This window comes from Pantoea sp. X-Soil-YNGN-785, from assembly GCF_059730585.1.
The window spans coordinates 564,719-580,731 of the sequence record NZ_AP035943.1 but is presented as its reverse complement, the minus strand read 5'-3'; the positions used below and the strand labels follow the sequence as shown (position 1 = coordinate 580,731).

The following is a 16,013-nucleotide window of genomic DNA, read 5'->3' as shown; positions in this document are numbered from 1 at the left end:
CTCACAGAGGAAACAGTGCGCGAGGCTGCAATACAGGTCGCTGTCCGAAGTGTCCGGACAGCCATTCTTAAGTGCGAAGGCACAATACGATCGCAAGCGTCAGATATGCTCTGAACTAAGTACAATATATCTCAACTGCCGGGCATTCTGATTTAATCGCATGGCCATGTTCCAACGTTGAAAAGCCCTCCGGATGCAGGCTTTTTTCATCAAACATCAGGAAGCAACTGCGTCTGAACACCTTTTTTTCTTACCAGACCTCCTTTGAGGCCCGCTTCACTGGCTCGCTCAGGGCTATTGTGAAATTCCCTCCGATTAACTGACCACCTTTCCGTCCGGCCTCTGCCGCGCGCTCCGGATTCTCAGCAAAATTACCGGCTCCAACACGTTTTGCTGCCATAAAATCTTCACTTTGGGTTAAGTATTATCATCTTTAAGTATAGGAGCCGCCGTTCTTCTGGCCGTTTTACAGCAATCTTTATGAAGGTATGGAAAGACTGAAAAAAACGTTATTTTCATTAATGTTACAGTGAGGTGCTTTTTGCCTCACGCGAATTTACCCTCCGGATTCAAACCGTGTGGTTTCGAGATTTTTAAATCTTTAAGCGTTTTTTGGATTTCGCATAAAAAAAGATCTGCTTATGGCGCATAAAATTTAATAGCAGACAGCTCAAAAAATCATACATCTTCACCAGCGCCATTCAGCCTTAGACAGCAGACCTCATGCATCCTTCGACTTAATAACATCACACGATGCCATCAATATTTGCTCCTGGCACAATAGAGACTTAATGAGACTCACACGCACAATAGTTGAACTAGCAGAATGCTCATCACCCCTATGGTGGTGGAATAAAAGGTGCGCCCAGGCTGGTGAAACATCGGGCAGACTGGTCCCACTCTGTTACACTCAGGGCAGGTATGATTTCACAGTTTCAGCCAGGTCAGAGCTGCTACTGAAATCAGACAAAGGTTATAGCCGCTCAAGAGCAATACTGCTTGTCCGCCGCGACGGACTTTACCGCCAGGCAACAGGAAGTTTGATATGTTCAGAAGTGAAGAAGAAAAGATCAATATCGTTATTGGCGAAGCAATATTAACACTGCTTGAGGACGAAGATGTCTTCAGCGCTTTCACCCTCTCCCGACAGCTTAAACAGATGCTTGAGGTGGAGACAGAGGCTGCCCGTCGCGAAATCATCAGACAGGCAATCAGGCAGACCAGCAGGCTTCTCGCCACAGCCCTCTGTTTCGGTAGTTGCAGTACTGAAATAAAGCGAGTTCACGCGAGTTTTCTTGCCAGCAGAGTATCGGGCACGGGTGTTTATCCGGTATTTTTATCGCACCGATTACGTTCTGCCTTACTAAGTCAGTGTACCCGGTGACTCAGCATCCGACTCGCCCTTGTGCTGTTTTCCCGCACACGTCAGTCCGTAGTGCTTTTGCTAAGCAGTTCCAGTGCATTTATCAGTTCATCTTTCCCTACCGTGGCTTTCTGGCTGAGCAGCCTGCGGGCCATGCTACCAATGAGATCCAGTGTTTTTTCATTGTAATTCTCGCCCGAATCCATTAATCCTCCGTTAAATGAACCAGCTGTAAATATAGCATTGTGTCAGACGGGGGAAGGTAGCAGTGTCCGTAACGGTGAGCTTATAACTTCATAAGCCCCGAGAATCAAAGAGAGCAGATTTCAGGCAGCGATTCAAGCCTATGACCTGCTCCCCGCAAACGAACATACCATGATACAAGCCTCGTTCGCTTTTGGCACAAAGCGGACGCTATCCGGCCCAATGTCCGCTATGAGCGAATAGCGGACATTCGGAATTGATGGTATACAACAATCAGAGTGGTCAACTGATATCAGTGCTTATTAGTTAACAGGGAGCACATCAGACTGACCCAGCATAAAAAGGCTTCCATCACCTTACCGATACAATTAACGGAAGGATACAGCCAGATGAGGTTAAATCCACATCTGGCTGCCGGATAGATATCAGAAAGTTTCCCAGTTGGTTTCTGATGCCCTGACGGACAACTGAGGTTTTAACACACGCGTAGCCATCTGAACCTTCGGCATCAGTAATGCGGACGCCGGCACACGGAACACGGCAACGGTTCTCTCAAGCTCGAGCGCCTGCTCTTCGAGACTGCTGGCCGCTGCGGATGACTCCTCTACCAGCGCAGCGTTCTGCTGGGTTGTCGTATCCATTTCTGTCATAGCCTGCGCAATCTGAGTAATCCCGCGGTTCTGTTCGTCCGACGCAGCGGCGATTTCGCCCATGATGTCCCTGACCTGCGACACGGACCTGACGATATCCTCCATGGTACTGCCGGCTCGGTTAACCAGCTCGGTACCGTTACTCACCCTGCTCAGAGACTCACTTATCAGTGTCTCAATTTCTTTTGCAGCCAGAGAACTGCGCTGGGCAAGGTTGCGGACTTCACCGGCAACCACGGCGAATCCACGTCCTTGTTCGCCGGCCCGTGCCGCCTCTACCGCGGCATTAAGCGCCAGAATATTTGTCTGGAAAGCGATACCGTTTATGACGGAGATGATCTCACCGATTTTACCTGAACTCTGACTTATTCCGCCCATTGTGCTAATCACATCACTGATGATATGCCCGCCGCGACTGGCATTGTGTGACGCGTCGGTGGCCAGCTGGCTGGCGTGATGAGCGTTCTCCGCATTCTGCTTAACCGTGGATGTCAGTTCTTCCATGCTGGCCGCAGTCTCAACCACGGCAGCAGACTGCTGTTCTGTTCGTGATGAAAGATCGGTGTTACCCGCCGCAATTTCAGAGGAGGCGCGGGCGACGTTATTCACACCGTCCCTGACCCGGGAGATGATATCTCGCAGGCTCTGGTTCATGGTGCCCACAGCAGTCATCAGTTCGCCAAGCTCATCGGTGCGGGAGCTGGTGATTTCTGACGTCAGGTCTCCTTCAGCAATACGCTTTGCAGAAGAAAGCGTTTCTCTCAGAGGGATGGTGATGCTTCGCGTCATTCTCCAGGCAATAACGAGGCTGAGAATAATACAGGCAAGGGTGGCAAAACCAATCTGCCAGAGTGCGGTTTGAATATACTTCTGAGCCAGCTCTGACTGAAAGAACGCGAGGCCTGTAATTGAGTTATTCAGTTTGCCTGCTGCTGCAGTCATTTCATCTGAGGCCAGGCTTTCAGCCCGCACTGAAAGAAGATAATTATTTAACAGGACGGAACCCGATAGTGTTTTTTGGTCTACTTCCGCCAATATTGCAGCGAGTGCATTGTCAGAAGCGCCCTTAAGCTGGTTAACAAGCGGAGAAATCGTGTCGCTGATCCCAGTGAATTTATCCAGCGCGGCAGAATCCGGCTTTCTGATAAAGGACTGGACATTAAATGCAGCCTGCTGTGTTTTGAAGCTGAGAGAAAGCAGGGGCGCAGCAAGTTCAGCTGAGACAGAAGCCTGACTGGAAGCCAGTTTTTCAGCCAGTGAAGCCAGGTCCAACGTTTGTATTTGACTCAGCGCGAGTGCGGCCCTTTCATTGCTCTCAAGAAAGGCCCGACGTTTTTCCTGATACTGCTTCAGAATCACGCCCAAGAGAGAAAGCCTCTCCCCCCCCTCAACTGACCAGGAATATTTATCGAGACTGGTTCGTAAATCAAAGAGCTGATTCATCGCCTCGCCGTTAATGTCGATAAACTTTTTATCCCGTGTGTACTGAAAAAGCGTGCGGTTAAGCCTGGCTTTTGCCAGCGTGTCCAGCATCTGAACGGTGATATCCCGCTTGGCTGAGTTTTCCTGAATGCTTAAAAAACAGCGAAACGCCAGCACCGATATGATAACGGAGGCCATTATGACCAACGTGAAACCTAGTCCCAGTTTTCCGCCTATTTTTAAACCCGTAACTTTTTTTATAATGTTCATCTTAATAATCCCAGTGTTGAGCTATCCTCTGTTCCTGATATCTTCTCAGGATTGAATACTGTATCGGTCAAAAAGGTGCTTTATTTATGCCTTTTATAAATATTAGTGAAAAATGTTTTATTATTGATCGTGATTAATTGTTGGTTTTCAGTAAGCCAGCCCTTCAAATTAACGAAATTGATTATACTTACAGTTATCGTTTGGTATCTAACTTGTTTTTTTAGCGAAACGGTATTTTTTAAATTAACTTAGTATGCATTGTGAAATGTGCCTGATGATATTTACTCCATAAACTTAAGCAGGTATAAACAGTTAAGTTCGGATGAAAAAAAGAAGACAGGCATTAATCATGCCCGCCAACATTTTTCACCAGAAAATCCACCGTTAACCAATTGAAATAAATAGCCAAGTCACATTGATATTATAGCCAGCCCCTACTCAATTACCGCTCGGGTTGAAATCGTGAATGTCTGTAATGTCAATATCATCGCGATATTTTCCTTTATACATACACAAGCCTTTTATAGTGATAGTTAAAAACGTTGGATTTACCTTAAAGTATTGAGGGGGTTATGACGATAAATTGTTAGAGATAGACATGAAGCAGGAATCCTGATGAAAAAATCAGATAAACAGTTTCATTGATACGGTGCTTTCTTGCTCCTTTTTTAAACACATGGCTCCCTTTATTTCCGAAAGAGAGTTTTTTATAAGTCAGTTCCAGAGTGTTTAGCGAGAAACATGCTGAAAATAGAGCAGGCTAATTAAGCTAATCATTTTCAATTTGTATGAATTTCCAAATGCTGTCAGGAAAAAACATTTCCGTAATCATGACGATGAGTAAGGGTATTGCTGAATTTAACCTGAGGAGATGACCATGTTACTAAGAGATGAAGACAGAGGGCACGTCATTATTAGCGAAGCCGCACTGCATCTGGCTCTGGCTGAAAAGGAAATAAACATTAATTCCCTTTTAAATGAACTGAGACTTATGGCAGCAGAAAACTGCCAGGACGACCGCCTGACTAAAATCTGTGCAGCCAGAGCATGGCTGAGAGAATTTTTTATTCCGGAATTTGCGAAACAGCGTGCACTTTACTTGCAGCTCCTCACTGGCCTGAATGAATAAAGGAACTGTTAATAACGCTAAATCCGGTTCTGGTACTATGACACCGGGCAGAAATGATTCCATCCGACTCAGGCGGCTTTACCCTGACACGGGATAAAAGTGTCATACTTTTGACGTACACTCGCCGATTAGAACATCCCGGTTTTAGCTATGTCCGCTTCTGGCACAAAGCGGACGCTGTGCAAGCTAACGTCAGCTAAGAGCGAAAAACGGACGTTTATGAGCTCGTGGGGCTGAGGGCATCGACAGGTATGCCCAAAATCATGTGCTTTGATTTTGGGCTTTAGATATTTTTCACATCAACATAACCCGCTTCCTGAAAGCTGATAAAACTGCCTCAGAAGCTGAGTTTATCCTGCTTTTTTGCCCGTAACTCCTTAATAATACCTAAAAAGGCAAGCCCGATGGGAATAAGAGACCCCCATAGCACGGCGTTCCAGCCGTAGAGACTGAGCAGAGCACCTGAAGAAAATGACCCGACGATCATCACCCCAAACACCACAAAATCGTTCAGGGACTGGACCTGGGTTTTCTCTTCAGGACGGTGATATTCAATAATTTCCGCCGATGCGCCTGTGAAGCCAAAATTCCAGCCCAGACCCAGCAAAATCAGCGACAGCCAGTAGTGGAAAATACCGTTCCCACTGAGTCCGGCCAGGACAGAGCACGCAGTGATAAGCAGACCCGCAGCGGCGATACGCATGGCCCCAAAGCGGTTAATCAATTTACCGGTAAAAAAACCCGGACCGTACATGGCAATAACATGCCACTGGATGCCGAGATTGGACGCCTGCTGAGAAATGCCGTGCATGTGCATAGAGAGTGGTGCTGCCGTCATCAGGAAGTTCATGACCATATAGGTCACCGCACCGCTGAATACGGTTCGCGCAAATCCTGGCTGGCTGGCAATTTCGCGTAAAGGCCGTCCACCTGTTCTTATCGCACCGGCAGGTTCTGTGGTTTTCACGCCTTTGAGTATGCATGCCGAAATGACGGCCACGAGAGCCTGGGCAAGGAACGTGACGGCGAAGGTATGAGGCGGCCAGAGATGCATCGTTCCTGAAACCAGCATGGGACCAATCACGCCAGCAATCACTCCGCCCCCCATAACCAGCGATAAAGCCCGGGCCCGGCGCTCGGGCGTGACGCCATCCGTCGCGGCAAAACGAAAGCTGAGCGCAACGGCCGTATAGGCACCACCCAGAAATGCAGCAATTCAGAACAACAGGAATGAGCCCGCGATGACGGCGAGGGCTGCAGTCAGGCCGGTAATAACGCCGGCTCCGGTGCCGGCTATGAATGCGGCTTTACGTCCCTTTTTCCGCGCCAGTGAACCTAATGGCAGGATGCAGGCCGCCATCCCTGTAACAAACATGGTGATGGGCAACGTTGCCAGCGCACCGCTCGGGGCGATAGCGTTGCCGACAATGGCACCCGTGGCGTAGAAGACCACCGAGTTAGCGCCGGCGAGAGCCTGAGCGGCCGACAGACGAATAATATTATTTTTCTGCTCTTCTACAGGCAGGAAATGTTCTGCGGGCATGTGATTAATTATCCTGATTCATGGTGAGCACTATCCGGTAGCGGGCCTGCCCCATCCTGATTCTGTTGAGAGCCTCGTTTGCACGCTCAAAGGGCAGCTGTTCTGTAACGGGTAAAGTCTGAAAGAGGTGGCTGAACTGCAGCGCGCGCTCGGTTTGCGCCGGTGTGCTGACGAAGGATCCTGTCAGGGCACGTTCAGCGCCGATCATCATCCCAGGCATGACCTGCAGCGGAGTTTGTCCGGTACCCAGCAGGACAGCTTTTCCCCTGGGGGTCAGAGCGGACAGAAGGGCTGATACCGTTTCTGAAGCTGGTGCCGTTGCCACGATAAAATCTACACCGCCGTCATTTTTCAGGCGTTCTGATGCATTTTCTTTAAGTGTATCGATGTAATGATGCGCGCCCAGCTCAAAAGCAGCTCGTTCTTTTTCGTTATTCCGCGCAACCACTGTTACTTCAAAACCCATTTTACGGGCGTACTGGATGGCCAGGTGGCCAAGCCCCCCCATCCCGAGAATCGCCACTCTGTCGCCTGCTCTGGCACCTGAATTGCGCAGTGCGTTAAAGGTCGCGGTTCCGGCACAAAGGATCGGGGCGGCATGCACGGAAGAGAGCGCTGAGGGAATGGCTATCAGTGCGGTATGTCGCATGACAACGTACTCTGCGTAGCCACCATCGATGCTGAGACCCGGTATAAGCTGGTTTTCACAGAGATGAAAAAGCCCGCTGCGGCATGACTTACAGTTATGACAATACCCCCCCAGACGTCCGACGCCTGCCCGCTGACCGGTTTGCCATATATCGGGTACCCTGTTCCCCTTTCCGGCAATAAATCCGACAATTTCGTGTCCCGGTATGCGGCCGGGCTGGCCCTGCTGTGGTGCTTTTTCCGCGTCCCGGAGGTCGGCACCGCATACCCCGCACGCTTCTATCCTGATGAGCACCTCATCCGGACCGGGAACGGGCAGGGGCCGCTCTGTCATTTGCAGCACCCCGGGAGCAACAATCTGCATAGCGCGATATTTTTTATTCATAAATTACACCGGAAATTAAGGGGTTATCAGATTGCAGGGGCGACGAGAGAACGGGATCCCCTGTTACAGGTGGCGACAGCGACAACTGCTTCCACAGTTTCTTTTTCGCCAGACAGGCTTTTCTCAGGTGATATCAGGCCAATCCCTGTCAGTTCTTCGCCGGGCCGACGGGCCTTTATCGCGTTGAGAAGATCGGCGTCAGCTGGCCCTTCATCCTGCCAGGGAGTTACCCTGGTGTGGTCATATCAGCTCTTCATGTTGAGTGGAACAATCCAGTCGCGTCAGCCCAGATTAAGTCACCTTCGATTAGCATGTTCCGGGCCAGTAACCAGCGGTTCAGGGAGTAGTCAATAACCCGCTGATGGATCCCTTCAAACTGATGCATCGTGCCGTCGCCGCTTACACAGATGACATACTGAAGCCTGCCGGACGCATCCTCTGCCGGTCTGTCAACGGAGCCCGGTATACCCTTCGGAAGATGCCCGTCAGTGTGTATTTCAAGCTGTGTAAGGGCGAGACCTTCAGCCCTGACTTCCTATAAAGGCGGCCATCATGCAGGCATTAAACGCAGCGAGCATCAGCTCCCGGGGGTCAGGAGCCAGCCCTTCGCCACCCAGTGAAACCGGTTCATCGGAGTCAATAACATGACTTTGCGGGACAGGGGCAGCGTTGTCTGCGGAAAAGGACTGGCAGAGCGTCCGGCTGGTCATGCCTCCCTGCCACGAGGTGACAAGGTCATAATGCGCGGTCTGGATTTGCATAATCCCTCCGGTGCCGCACGCGGGTAAGCGCGTGCGGCATGGTCATCAGGCGTTACGGCCAGCCATGACGCCGCCATCAATATCCCAGACAGCGCCGGTGACCCAGCCAGTCTTGTCAGAAAGCAGGAAAGCAACGGTTTCCGCGATATCGGCTGGGGTACCTACGCGGCCGATCGGGTGGAAGCTGTCAAAGCTGTTCATCACGCCCTTCACGTCGTCTTTCGGAATGAAGCCTTCGTAAATCGGCGTGTGAACAACGGCCGGAGAAATCGCATTCACGCGGATCCCCTTTTCACCGAGTTCAATGGCCAGGTTTTTCGTCAGCGCATGCAGACCCGCTTTTGCCATTGAGTAAGCTGAAGACGGAGTGGCGCCGATGGCCTGCTGCGCCCACATGGAGCCGATATTAACAACAGAGCCTTTGATACCGGCTTCGACCATATTGCGCACCACGTCACGGGTGATAAAGAACGTCGCGCGATTAATGTTCATGTACATGTCATAGTCTGACGCTTCATGTTCGGTGAACGGTTTCGGGAAGAATACGCCAGCCGCATTGACCAGCAGGCTGATATCTTTGTGTTCGGCGTTAATGGTGTTCACCACGTGCTGCATACCTTCTTCTTTCATCAGGTCGGCAACGATGATGGCAACCTGACCATCTGCAGCGAGCGCCTGACGGGCCTGTTCGGCTTTGTCCTGACGATTACCAACCAGTACAACGCTGCCGCCGTTCTTCAGGACCAGCTTCGCCGTTTCGAAGCCCATACCGCTTGTACCGCCGACCACTAACAGTTTTTTACCGGCAAAAGATGCGTTCATCACTAACCTCATTTAATTCATATGGTTGTCATTGATGAAAAGCCGAGCTCCTCATCGTGTGGAATCAGAATGCCACCCGGCTCTCTGATTGACGACTGAGAAGAAATTGCGATTCAGGAAAGAAAATCTTTCTCGCTGACGTATACTGAGGAAAATAATGAATCAGGATGACCACTATGCGATCGCTAAACCGGCTTAAATGGCTGCACGCTTTTGAAGCCACAGCCAGACACGGCAGCTTTACCGGTGCGGCACAGGAGCTGGGCGTAACGCCTGCCGCAGTAGGCCAGCTGGTACGTTCGCTGGAAGACTGGGTCGGACACCCGCTTCTTCACCGCACCCGCTCAGGAAAAGAGCGACTGACGCTGGTTGACGAAGCGCAGGAAGCGTTGCAGGACATCACTCAGGGGCTCGACAGACTCGAAACCGGGTTAAACAAGCTTCGCGGGCGCCGGTCGCGCTCGGTGGTGGTGGTGACGGCATCGCAGGTGCTGATGATGAACTGGCTGATGGATCGCCTGAACCGCTTTTCGGAAACGTACGAGAATATCGATCTGCGGCTTAACGTCACAGAAAAGCTGATGGACGTGTCGCACGGCGAGGCGGATATCGGCATTCGCTGTGGACAGGGCGACTGGTCAGGCGTGAATAAAACCTGGCTGATGGATGAAGAAGCCGTGCTGGTCTGCAGTCCGCGCCTGATGCCGCCCGGGAAAATGGCCTGCAGTGAATGGCTTGCCACGCAAAAACTCATACACGATGATACGCCGCATCCCGGGGCGGATTTTCCGTCATGGGATGATGTCCTTATGGCGGTCGGTGCACCCGAAGAGCTGGAAAGCGGACTGCATATTAACTCCACCTCAGCAGTGATCCTGTCCGCCCTGAGCGGCAGGGGAGTAGCTATTGTCCGGTATGCTCTGGTGAAAAACCTTATCGAAACCGGGCAACTGGTTCAGTTGCATCCCGACCACCGGTGGCCACTCAGATGGTCCTATTATCTGGTCACCCCGCAGCAAAAAGTCATGCGTGATGAAGTAAAAGTTTTCCATGACTGGCTTCTTCAGGACGTCGTCTCAGACCATTCATAAACTGACGCCTCAGGCAATACGCCGCCCCGGCAGTCACCCGGGCGCGTAATGCTTATTCCACGATGTGCTACGACATAGAATTTCTTCTCTGCTCCGCAAGATTATCTGATTTGTTGAAGCAGTCAGGCTTACTGATAATCGCTCTCAACGGCAATGAATACAGGCCATTTTTTAAACGGATGTATTTACGACGTCATGTAATTAATGATTTCTGAGACAATAAACCGGAGTTTTGAATGTTCTTAAACTGGAACGAATATCGCAGTGGTCTGCTCGCCACCATCGGTAAATTTGCCAGACTGCAGCCAGAGTTTATGAAAGGTTTTCAGCAGATGGATAAGGGTGCATCTGAAAACAAGCATCTCGATCCAAAAACCCATGAACTGATTGCACTGGCCGTGGCCGTAACCACCCGCTGTGACGGTTGCCTGGCCGTACACGTCGACGCTGCGGTTAAGCACGGTGCCACGCGTGAAGAGATCGCCGAAGCGCTGGCCGTTGCCATTAACCTGAACACTGGCGCCGCGCTGACTTATACCGCGCGAGCTCTGGATGTTTACGATAATCTGCCAAACAAATAGGCCTTCGGACGGTCCCCACAGGGCCGTCTGATCACTGACTATGATGTTACTGAACTCTGATTTTTCGCAGCGTGCTATCGTTACCCCGGATGATTATCAGTGGATACCTTCTCCCCAGGCCGGCGTAGAGCGCGTAATGTTTGACCGGATTGGTCATGAGCAGGCCCGCGCAACCAGCCTTGTCAGGTATGCGCCCGGCTCCAAATTTCCCGCACACAGCCATCCCGGCGGCGAGGAGATTCTGGTACTCGCGGGGACGTTTACCGAAAATGGTGTCAACCACCCTGCCGGCTGGTACCTGCGCAGCCCGGACGGTTCTTCTCACCAACCCTCAAGCCGAAACGGCACAACCATTTTCGTCAAGCTGCGCCAGATGTCTGCCGAAGAACGCCAGCCGGTCAGGATAAATACCCGGGAGGCAGCTAACTGGCATGGTCAGCCGCAAAGACAAATCTGTCCTTTATTCTCCGGCACACAGGAAACCGTGGTGCTTCAGAAGCTGGCTCCGGGCGAGCGGATTTTCTGTGCGCCACTTGCTGGCGGAGCAGAACTTCTTCTTCTGAAAGGGCAACTCGGGGTGCCGGAGGGTTGCTATGAGGCAGGAAGCTGGCTGCGGTATCCGCCAGGTGATATGCCTGCCCTGATGGCTACCGCCTCTGGTGCACTTTTTTATCTGAAAACGGGACATCTCAGCCCTGCAACTCTGACCGGAGCGACATTATGAAGCAGAGCGTAGTGATCATTGGTGCGGGCATAAGCGGCCTTTATGCCGCCACGCTGCTTGAAAAAGCGGGTGTTGATTATATGATTCTTGAAGCCCGTGACAGAACGGGCGGCCGCGTGCTGTCAGGCCCGGAACTGGCAGGCATCTCCGCAGGCATTCATGCAGATATGGGTGCAGCGTGGTTCTGGCCCGATATTCAGCCGGACTTCGCGCAACTTATCGAGCGGCTTAACCTTCCGGTCATCGCGCATGGCCGTCCGGGTGACATGCTTTACGAACGCCAGCTGAATTCGCCCCCCGAACGCTACCCGGCATGGGAGAGCTCCCCGGCGTCTTTCAGGCTGAAGGGAGGAATGCAGGCGCTGGCGGCGGCACTTAAAAGTCAGATCCCGGCTGAGAAGATTAAAACCGGCCATCAGGTGGTGGCGATTTCCCGGGCTGGCAAAGAAGTGGAGATCCATACCAAGGCCGAAGGCAGTAAAAAAACCGTGTTTAACGGTGAGCATGTCTTCCTCGCTCTGCCTCCTGCCCTGGCAGCGAAAATAGAATTCAATCCGGCGATGCCGGAACAGGTGCTGTCAGGCTGGCGGAAAACCCCGACATGGATGGCTCCTCATGCGAAATATGTCGCTGTATATAAAACGGACTTGTTGCATGCACGACAGCTTTCAGGGCATGCAGGGAGCCGTGTGGGGCCAATGGCTGAGACCCACGACGTGTCCGAGCCAGACTCGGGTAAAACGGTGATTTTTGGTTTTATTGGCGTACCGGCAAAATCGAGATGGACTGTCAGCGAAGCTGCTCTCAAAAACCTTTGCCGGGAGCAGCTCATACGCTTATTTGGCGAGGATGCGGCAGAGCCCGAAGCTGAGTATATAAAAGACTGGGCGGCGGATCCGTTTACTGCAACGGACTTAGATCTTCTGCAGGAAGCCGGACACGTAATGCCTGAGCAACTTCCCGCCGGTGAAGAATGGTCTGGTGAGATAACGGGTATCGCCAGTGAATGGTCGCCGCAGTTTTCAGGCTATTTGGCAGGCGCCATTGAGTCTGCATCAATGGGGGTTCAGCGCTGGCTACAACAAAATTAAACTCGTGAGAGTGGTTGGTGGCTTTTCGAGCCGGATATAGGATGTTAAATAAACATAATGATCCCGCTGGATTCAAATTAGCTGGCTTCTGGAACGTCCGCTTTTGACACAAAGCAGACGGAGTCAGATGAACCTCCGCTAAGAGCGAAGAGCGGATATATTTATAGATAAGAACAGACCTGGTTTTTCTGGAGCAATCAGATCCATTTCAGCTACGCGTGGCAACGATGTTATCCAGACCTGCATTACGCCATATACGGAGTAAGCTATGCCGGGATTGAGGATATCCTTCCTGCAGGTGCTGAAGAGATTTTAATCGCGTTACGTCGAAATGACGGAAGTCGTTACGTTCTTCACACCATGCAGCAAGCACAATAGCGCCGTAGAAGTAACCCAGCGCGAAAGGCCATATCGTTCTTTCACTCATATTACCGAGTCTGTCTGTATAACCTGCACGGATTTTACGTCTCCACCTGATGGCGCTTCGAACTACGCTCAGGTTTTCAAAGTTGTGATGAGCTTCCTTTCTCTTTCCCACCAATAATGTCGAGTCATCAAACAGTGTCTGTAACTGTGGCGGAAGACCGTGGCGGACTTTCCCCGTTACCTCTGAAGCTGCTTTAGCTATACCCCTGTCACCATATGTGGCTACCCAGCGTAAACCGAGCGCCAGCGCATCGAGCTGTTCGGGGGTAAACATCACCGGCTGTAAATAATGGCTCCGGGAAAGGATATATCCTGTGCCAGCCTCTCCCTGAATGTCGGCACCCTGAGCGCGTAGTGCGCCGATATCACGGTAAAGAGTACGAAGACTGATTGAAAGTTCTTCAGCCAGCCTGTGGCCGCTTATCGGATAGCGATGCTGATAAAAAATCTGCAGAAGATTGAGAAGGCGTTCTGCTCGTTTCGGTCCTGATGCTGACATGTTCTGTCAATGCTCCCTGCAATAGTGAAGTCTCATTCTTTTTGGCGTGAGAGACTCATGATACCTAACCTGATCATTCTTTATGTTGATAACCCGATTGTCAGCAGTGGATTTTACCAGAAGCTATTCAATACAGAACCAGACGTGATGCTTCCGACGTGGGTGGCTTTTTCCTTTAATAACGGCCTGAATCTTGGACTATGGTCAACGACAGCGAGTGACTTTGTATCCTGTGGTGAAGGTAGCCGAACTGAATTGAGCTTTATGGTGAAAGATATTCAACAGGTTGATGTGCTTTATCAGCAATGGTCAGAGAGCGGTGTGCAGATAGAACAGGAGCCCAGACATGCTGTTTTTGGCAAGACGTTCGTTGCGCTTGATCCTGACGGGCACCGTATCCGGGTATGTATCCCGGACGAATAAGTTAAAACGCTTACCTACCCATTTTTGAACCTGACGCAATCGCTTCTGGCACAGGGCTGCTGTTGCAGCCCTAACAGGCTAGACTTCAAGTGACTCAGATATTTCCAGAGCATCATCTACTTCAATACCAAGGTAACGTACTGTGCTTTCGAGTTTTTTGTGCCCCAAAAGTAACTGGATAACCCTAAGGTTCTTCGTTTTTTTATAGATCAGATATGGCTTTGTTCTGCGCATTGAGTGCGTACTGTAGAGCGTCTCATCGAGACCCAGCTTCCCAATCCATCCATGAAAAATACGGTTATATTGTCTGGTTGAGATGTGTCTTGAAGAACCAACGCGGGACCGGAAGAGATGGTCGCTATTACTTAGTTGAGCCATTTTGATCCACGCGGCTACAGCCTCTCTGGTTCCCTTAGTCAGTTCAAACTGAACAGGGCTGCCCGTTTTCTGCTGCAGCACTGTCGCTCTGCCCGAAACAGAGTGCCCATAGGCTATATCAGAAACTTTTAGCTTAACTAAATCACAGCCCCGAAGTTTACTGTCCAGGGCCATGTTAAAAAGAGCCAGATCACGAACTTTTCCTTCCAGCTCAAGACGAATACGAATTCCCCAGATATGAGAGATCTGAAGAGGCCGTTTCTGGCCGATAATGCGGCTTTTGTTCCAGGGGGATGTTGTCATGTTCAATCTCCATTGGGTTAGGAGATGTGATTATGAGTGTCCCGTATGAGCGAAAAGGGGACATGATGTGCAGTAGCGAGTTCGCTCAAGTTTCTATGCTTACGTAAAGGTTAGGATTGCATCACTCTCAGAATTTATCTTTATTATGCATGGAGTAAGACTGATGGATATCCACATAAGACCAGCTCAATTGACTGATGTTGAGAGTATTTTTACTGTCAGAACCTCTGTTGCCGAAAATCACCTGAGCCGTGAAGAGATGCAGGAGATGGGCATCACCGAAAGTACCGTAAGCAATATGATCGAAGAGGGTCACTGCGCATGGGTTGCGACAGATGATGACGAAGTAGTGGGTTTTTCGATGATTTTAAGGGAGAAGGGCTCTCTTTTTGGTCTTTTTGTACTTCCAGCCTATGAAGGCAGAGGTATTGGTCGCAGACTTACAGAGATTGCGGAACAGGAATTATTCAAACATCACAAAGTTGCCTGGCTGGAAACCGATAAAAACAGCCGTGTGGCTAAATTCTACATGCAACTTGGCTGGGGCAATAAGACAACATTAGATGGCGCTTATATTCGATTAGAGAAACAACGTGGTAGTTAACCTCATACGGCTCTCTTTAAGTGATTAATCGGGCACATGGCAGACATGTCAGTATGTTGAGGCCAGCTATGAGCGAGGAGCGGACGTAGCCTTTGGACTACGAACGATTATGTCGCCATGATAAGCAATTATTTATCATCATGGCTTTGTTATAAGTCGTTTTCCGAGTCTCGTCTCATAAGATATTCGTCATGAAAAATACCATTAGCGTAAAGCGCAGCAGTATCAGTGGCCCAGTTAGTGAAACCGTACGACCGATAGAGTGCATATGCAGCATGATTCGTTTTGACGACGGAAAGCTTTACAGTTCTTATTGAGCTTGCAGCTTCCAGCGCAGCCTCCATTAGCCCTGATGATAGTCCCGATCCCCTCATCCCGGCACGGACATACATCCCCCAGATAGTAGCGACATGACTCAGCTTTGGTGAGGTACTGAAGCTCAAACCAATCAGGCCCTGTATGGTGTTGTGAAGGTCAAATCCACCGAAAACACAATTGGTTCGCAATTTTTCAGCAAAGAATGGTGCTGGTTTCTGGCTCCAGTCTTCGTAGGACGCGCCAAAAGCGTCCGGATGAAGGAGCAATGCTTCCAGTCTAACTCTTCTGAAATCCTCTAGATCGCTCTCATTAATGCGACGCACCGTAAATGCTTTCACTTCAGGCTCTCTCCGGTCGTAAATTTTTCACTTCTGCTAA

The 16,013-nt window shown here is 50.5% G+C and carries 16 protein-coding genes and 2 pseudogenes; 8 read left to right on the top strand and 10 right to left on the bottom strand.

Features of this window, described 5'->3' with window-relative positions; genetic code table 11:
- Nucleotides 1-209: 209 nt before the first annotated feature.
- Nucleotides 210-400: pseudogene (locus AC6I8E_RS21355) on the bottom strand (con-10 family general stress protein).
- A 645-nt stretch (nt 401-1,045) separates the two neighbouring features.
- On the opposite strand from AC6I8E_RS21355, the gene AC6I8E_RS21350 reads away from it, so the two are divergent.
- Nucleotides 1,046-1,384, top strand: a complete 339-nt coding sequence (locus tag AC6I8E_RS21350; protein WP_049788851.1) for a hypothetical protein — start codon at nt 1,046-1,048, stop codon at nt 1,382-1,384.
- A 41-nt stretch (nt 1,385-1,425) separates the two neighbouring features.
- Here AC6I8E_RS21350 and AC6I8E_RS21345 read toward each other — a convergent pair whose 3' ends face one another.
- Entirely contained in the window at nt 1,426-1,569 is a 144-nt protein-coding gene (locus AC6I8E_RS21345; protein ID WP_197061521.1) for a hypothetical protein, read from the bottom strand.
- Nucleotides 1,570-1,992: 423 nt separating this feature from the next.
- Nucleotides 1,993-3,909: a methyl-accepting chemotaxis protein gene (locus tag AC6I8E_RS21340; RefSeq protein ID WP_497824810.1), complete on the bottom strand. Its 1,917-nt coding sequence runs from the start codon at nt 3,907-3,909 to the stop codon at nt 1,993-1,995.
- A gap of 877 nt (nt 3,910-4,786) precedes the next feature.
- Here AC6I8E_RS21340 and AC6I8E_RS21335 point away from each other — a divergent pair.
- Complete coding sequence (locus AC6I8E_RS21335) at nt 4,787-5,038, top strand: hypothetical protein (protein ID WP_095708011.1); 252 nt, start codon at nt 4,787-4,789, stop codon at nt 5,036-5,038.
- Between the two features lie 337 nt (nt 5,039-5,375).
- Here the strand turns inward: AC6I8E_RS21335 and AC6I8E_RS21330 are convergent.
- The 4 genes and pseudogenes from AC6I8E_RS21330 to AC6I8E_RS21315 form a co-directional block, all read right to left on the bottom strand.
- Nucleotides 5,376-6,581 (bottom strand): annotated as a pseudogene (locus tag AC6I8E_RS21330) (MFS transporter).
- Between the two features lie 4 nt (nt 6,582-6,585).
- Complete coding sequence (locus AC6I8E_RS21325; protein ID WP_497824809.1) at nt 6,586-7,614, bottom strand: zinc-binding dehydrogenase; 1,029 nt, start codon at nt 7,612-7,614, stop codon at nt 6,586-6,588.
- Between the two features lie 521 nt (nt 7,615-8,135).
- A complete protein-coding gene (locus AC6I8E_RS21320; protein WP_370422796.1) occupies nt 8,136-8,375 on the bottom strand; it encodes an OsmC family protein in 240 nt (79 codons plus the stop codon).
- Between the two features lie 45 nt (nt 8,376-8,420).
- Nucleotides 8,421-9,197, bottom strand: a complete 777-nt coding sequence (locus AC6I8E_RS21315) for an SDR family NAD(P)-dependent oxidoreductase (RefSeq protein ID WP_497824808.1) — start codon at nt 9,195-9,197, stop codon at nt 8,421-8,423.
- A 176-nt stretch (nt 9,198-9,373) separates the two neighbouring features.
- Here AC6I8E_RS21315 and AC6I8E_RS21310 point away from each other — a divergent pair, with 176 nt between their 5' ends.
- The 4 genes from AC6I8E_RS21310 to AC6I8E_RS21295 all read left to right on the top strand — a co-directional run bounded on the left by AC6I8E_RS21310 (nt 9,374) and on the right by AC6I8E_RS21295 (nt 12,684).
- Nucleotides 9,374-10,288, top strand: a complete 915-nt coding sequence (locus AC6I8E_RS21310) for a LysR substrate-binding domain-containing protein (protein WP_147788962.1) — start codon at nt 9,374-9,376, stop codon at nt 10,286-10,288.
- Between the two features lie 236 nt (nt 10,289-10,524).
- Nucleotides 10,525-10,869 (top strand): carboxymuconolactone decarboxylase family protein, encoded by a 345-nt coding sequence (locus tag AC6I8E_RS21305; RefSeq protein WP_147788961.1) that lies wholly within the window; start codon nt 10,525-10,527, stop codon nt 10,867-10,869.
- 40 nt (nt 10,870-10,909) lie between these two features.
- Nucleotides 10,910-11,593, top strand: a complete 684-nt coding sequence (locus tag AC6I8E_RS21300; protein ID WP_497824807.1) for a cupin domain-containing protein — start codon at nt 10,910-10,912, stop codon at nt 11,591-11,593.
- The gene (locus AC6I8E_RS21295; RefSeq protein ID WP_497824806.1) at nt 11,590-12,684 is read left to right on the top strand and encodes a flavin monoamine oxidase family protein; all 1,095 of its coding nucleotides are present in this window, start codon (nt 11,590-11,592) and stop codon (nt 12,682-12,684) included. The genes AC6I8E_RS21300 and AC6I8E_RS21295 overlap by 4 nt, the downstream gene beginning before the upstream one ends.
- A 208-nt stretch (nt 12,685-12,892) precedes the next feature.
- Here AC6I8E_RS21295 and AC6I8E_RS21290 read toward each other — a convergent pair whose 3' ends face one another.
- Nucleotides 12,893-13,609, bottom strand: coding sequence for a helix-turn-helix transcriptional regulator (locus tag AC6I8E_RS21290; RefSeq protein ID WP_497824805.1), 717 nt, complete (start codon nt 13,607-13,609; stop codon nt 12,893-12,895).
- A 57-nt stretch (nt 13,610-13,666) separates the two neighbouring features.
- On the opposite strand from AC6I8E_RS21290, the gene AC6I8E_RS21285 reads away from it, so the two are divergent.
- Entirely contained in the window at nt 13,667-14,032 is a 366-nt protein-coding gene (locus AC6I8E_RS21285; protein WP_233267977.1) for a VOC family protein, read from the top strand.
- Between the two features lie 78 nt (nt 14,033-14,110).
- Here the strand turns inward: AC6I8E_RS21285 and AC6I8E_RS21280 are convergent, their stop codons facing one another.
- Nucleotides 14,111-14,713 carry a site-specific integrase gene (locus AC6I8E_RS21280; RefSeq protein WP_497824804.1) on the bottom strand — a complete coding sequence of 201 codons (603 nt, stop codon included), beginning with the start codon at nt 14,711-14,713 and terminating at the stop codon, nt 14,111-14,113.
- A gap of 163 nt (nt 14,714-14,876) precedes the next feature.
- Here AC6I8E_RS21280 and AC6I8E_RS21275 point away from each other — a divergent pair, with 163 nt between their 5' ends.
- Nucleotides 14,877-15,317 carry a GNAT family N-acetyltransferase gene (locus tag AC6I8E_RS21275; RefSeq protein ID WP_497824803.1) on the top strand — a complete coding sequence of 147 codons (441 nt, stop codon included), beginning with the start codon at nt 14,877-14,879 and terminating at the stop codon, nt 15,315-15,317.
- 149 nt (nt 15,318-15,466) lie between these two features.
- On the opposite strand, the gene AC6I8E_RS21270 is transcribed toward AC6I8E_RS21275, so the two are convergent.
- Nucleotides 15,467-15,973 (bottom strand): GNAT family N-acetyltransferase, encoded by a 507-nt coding sequence (locus AC6I8E_RS21270; RefSeq protein WP_497824802.1) that lies wholly within the window; start codon nt 15,971-15,973, stop codon nt 15,467-15,469.
- Between the last annotated feature and the right edge of the window lie 40 nt (nt 15,974-16,013).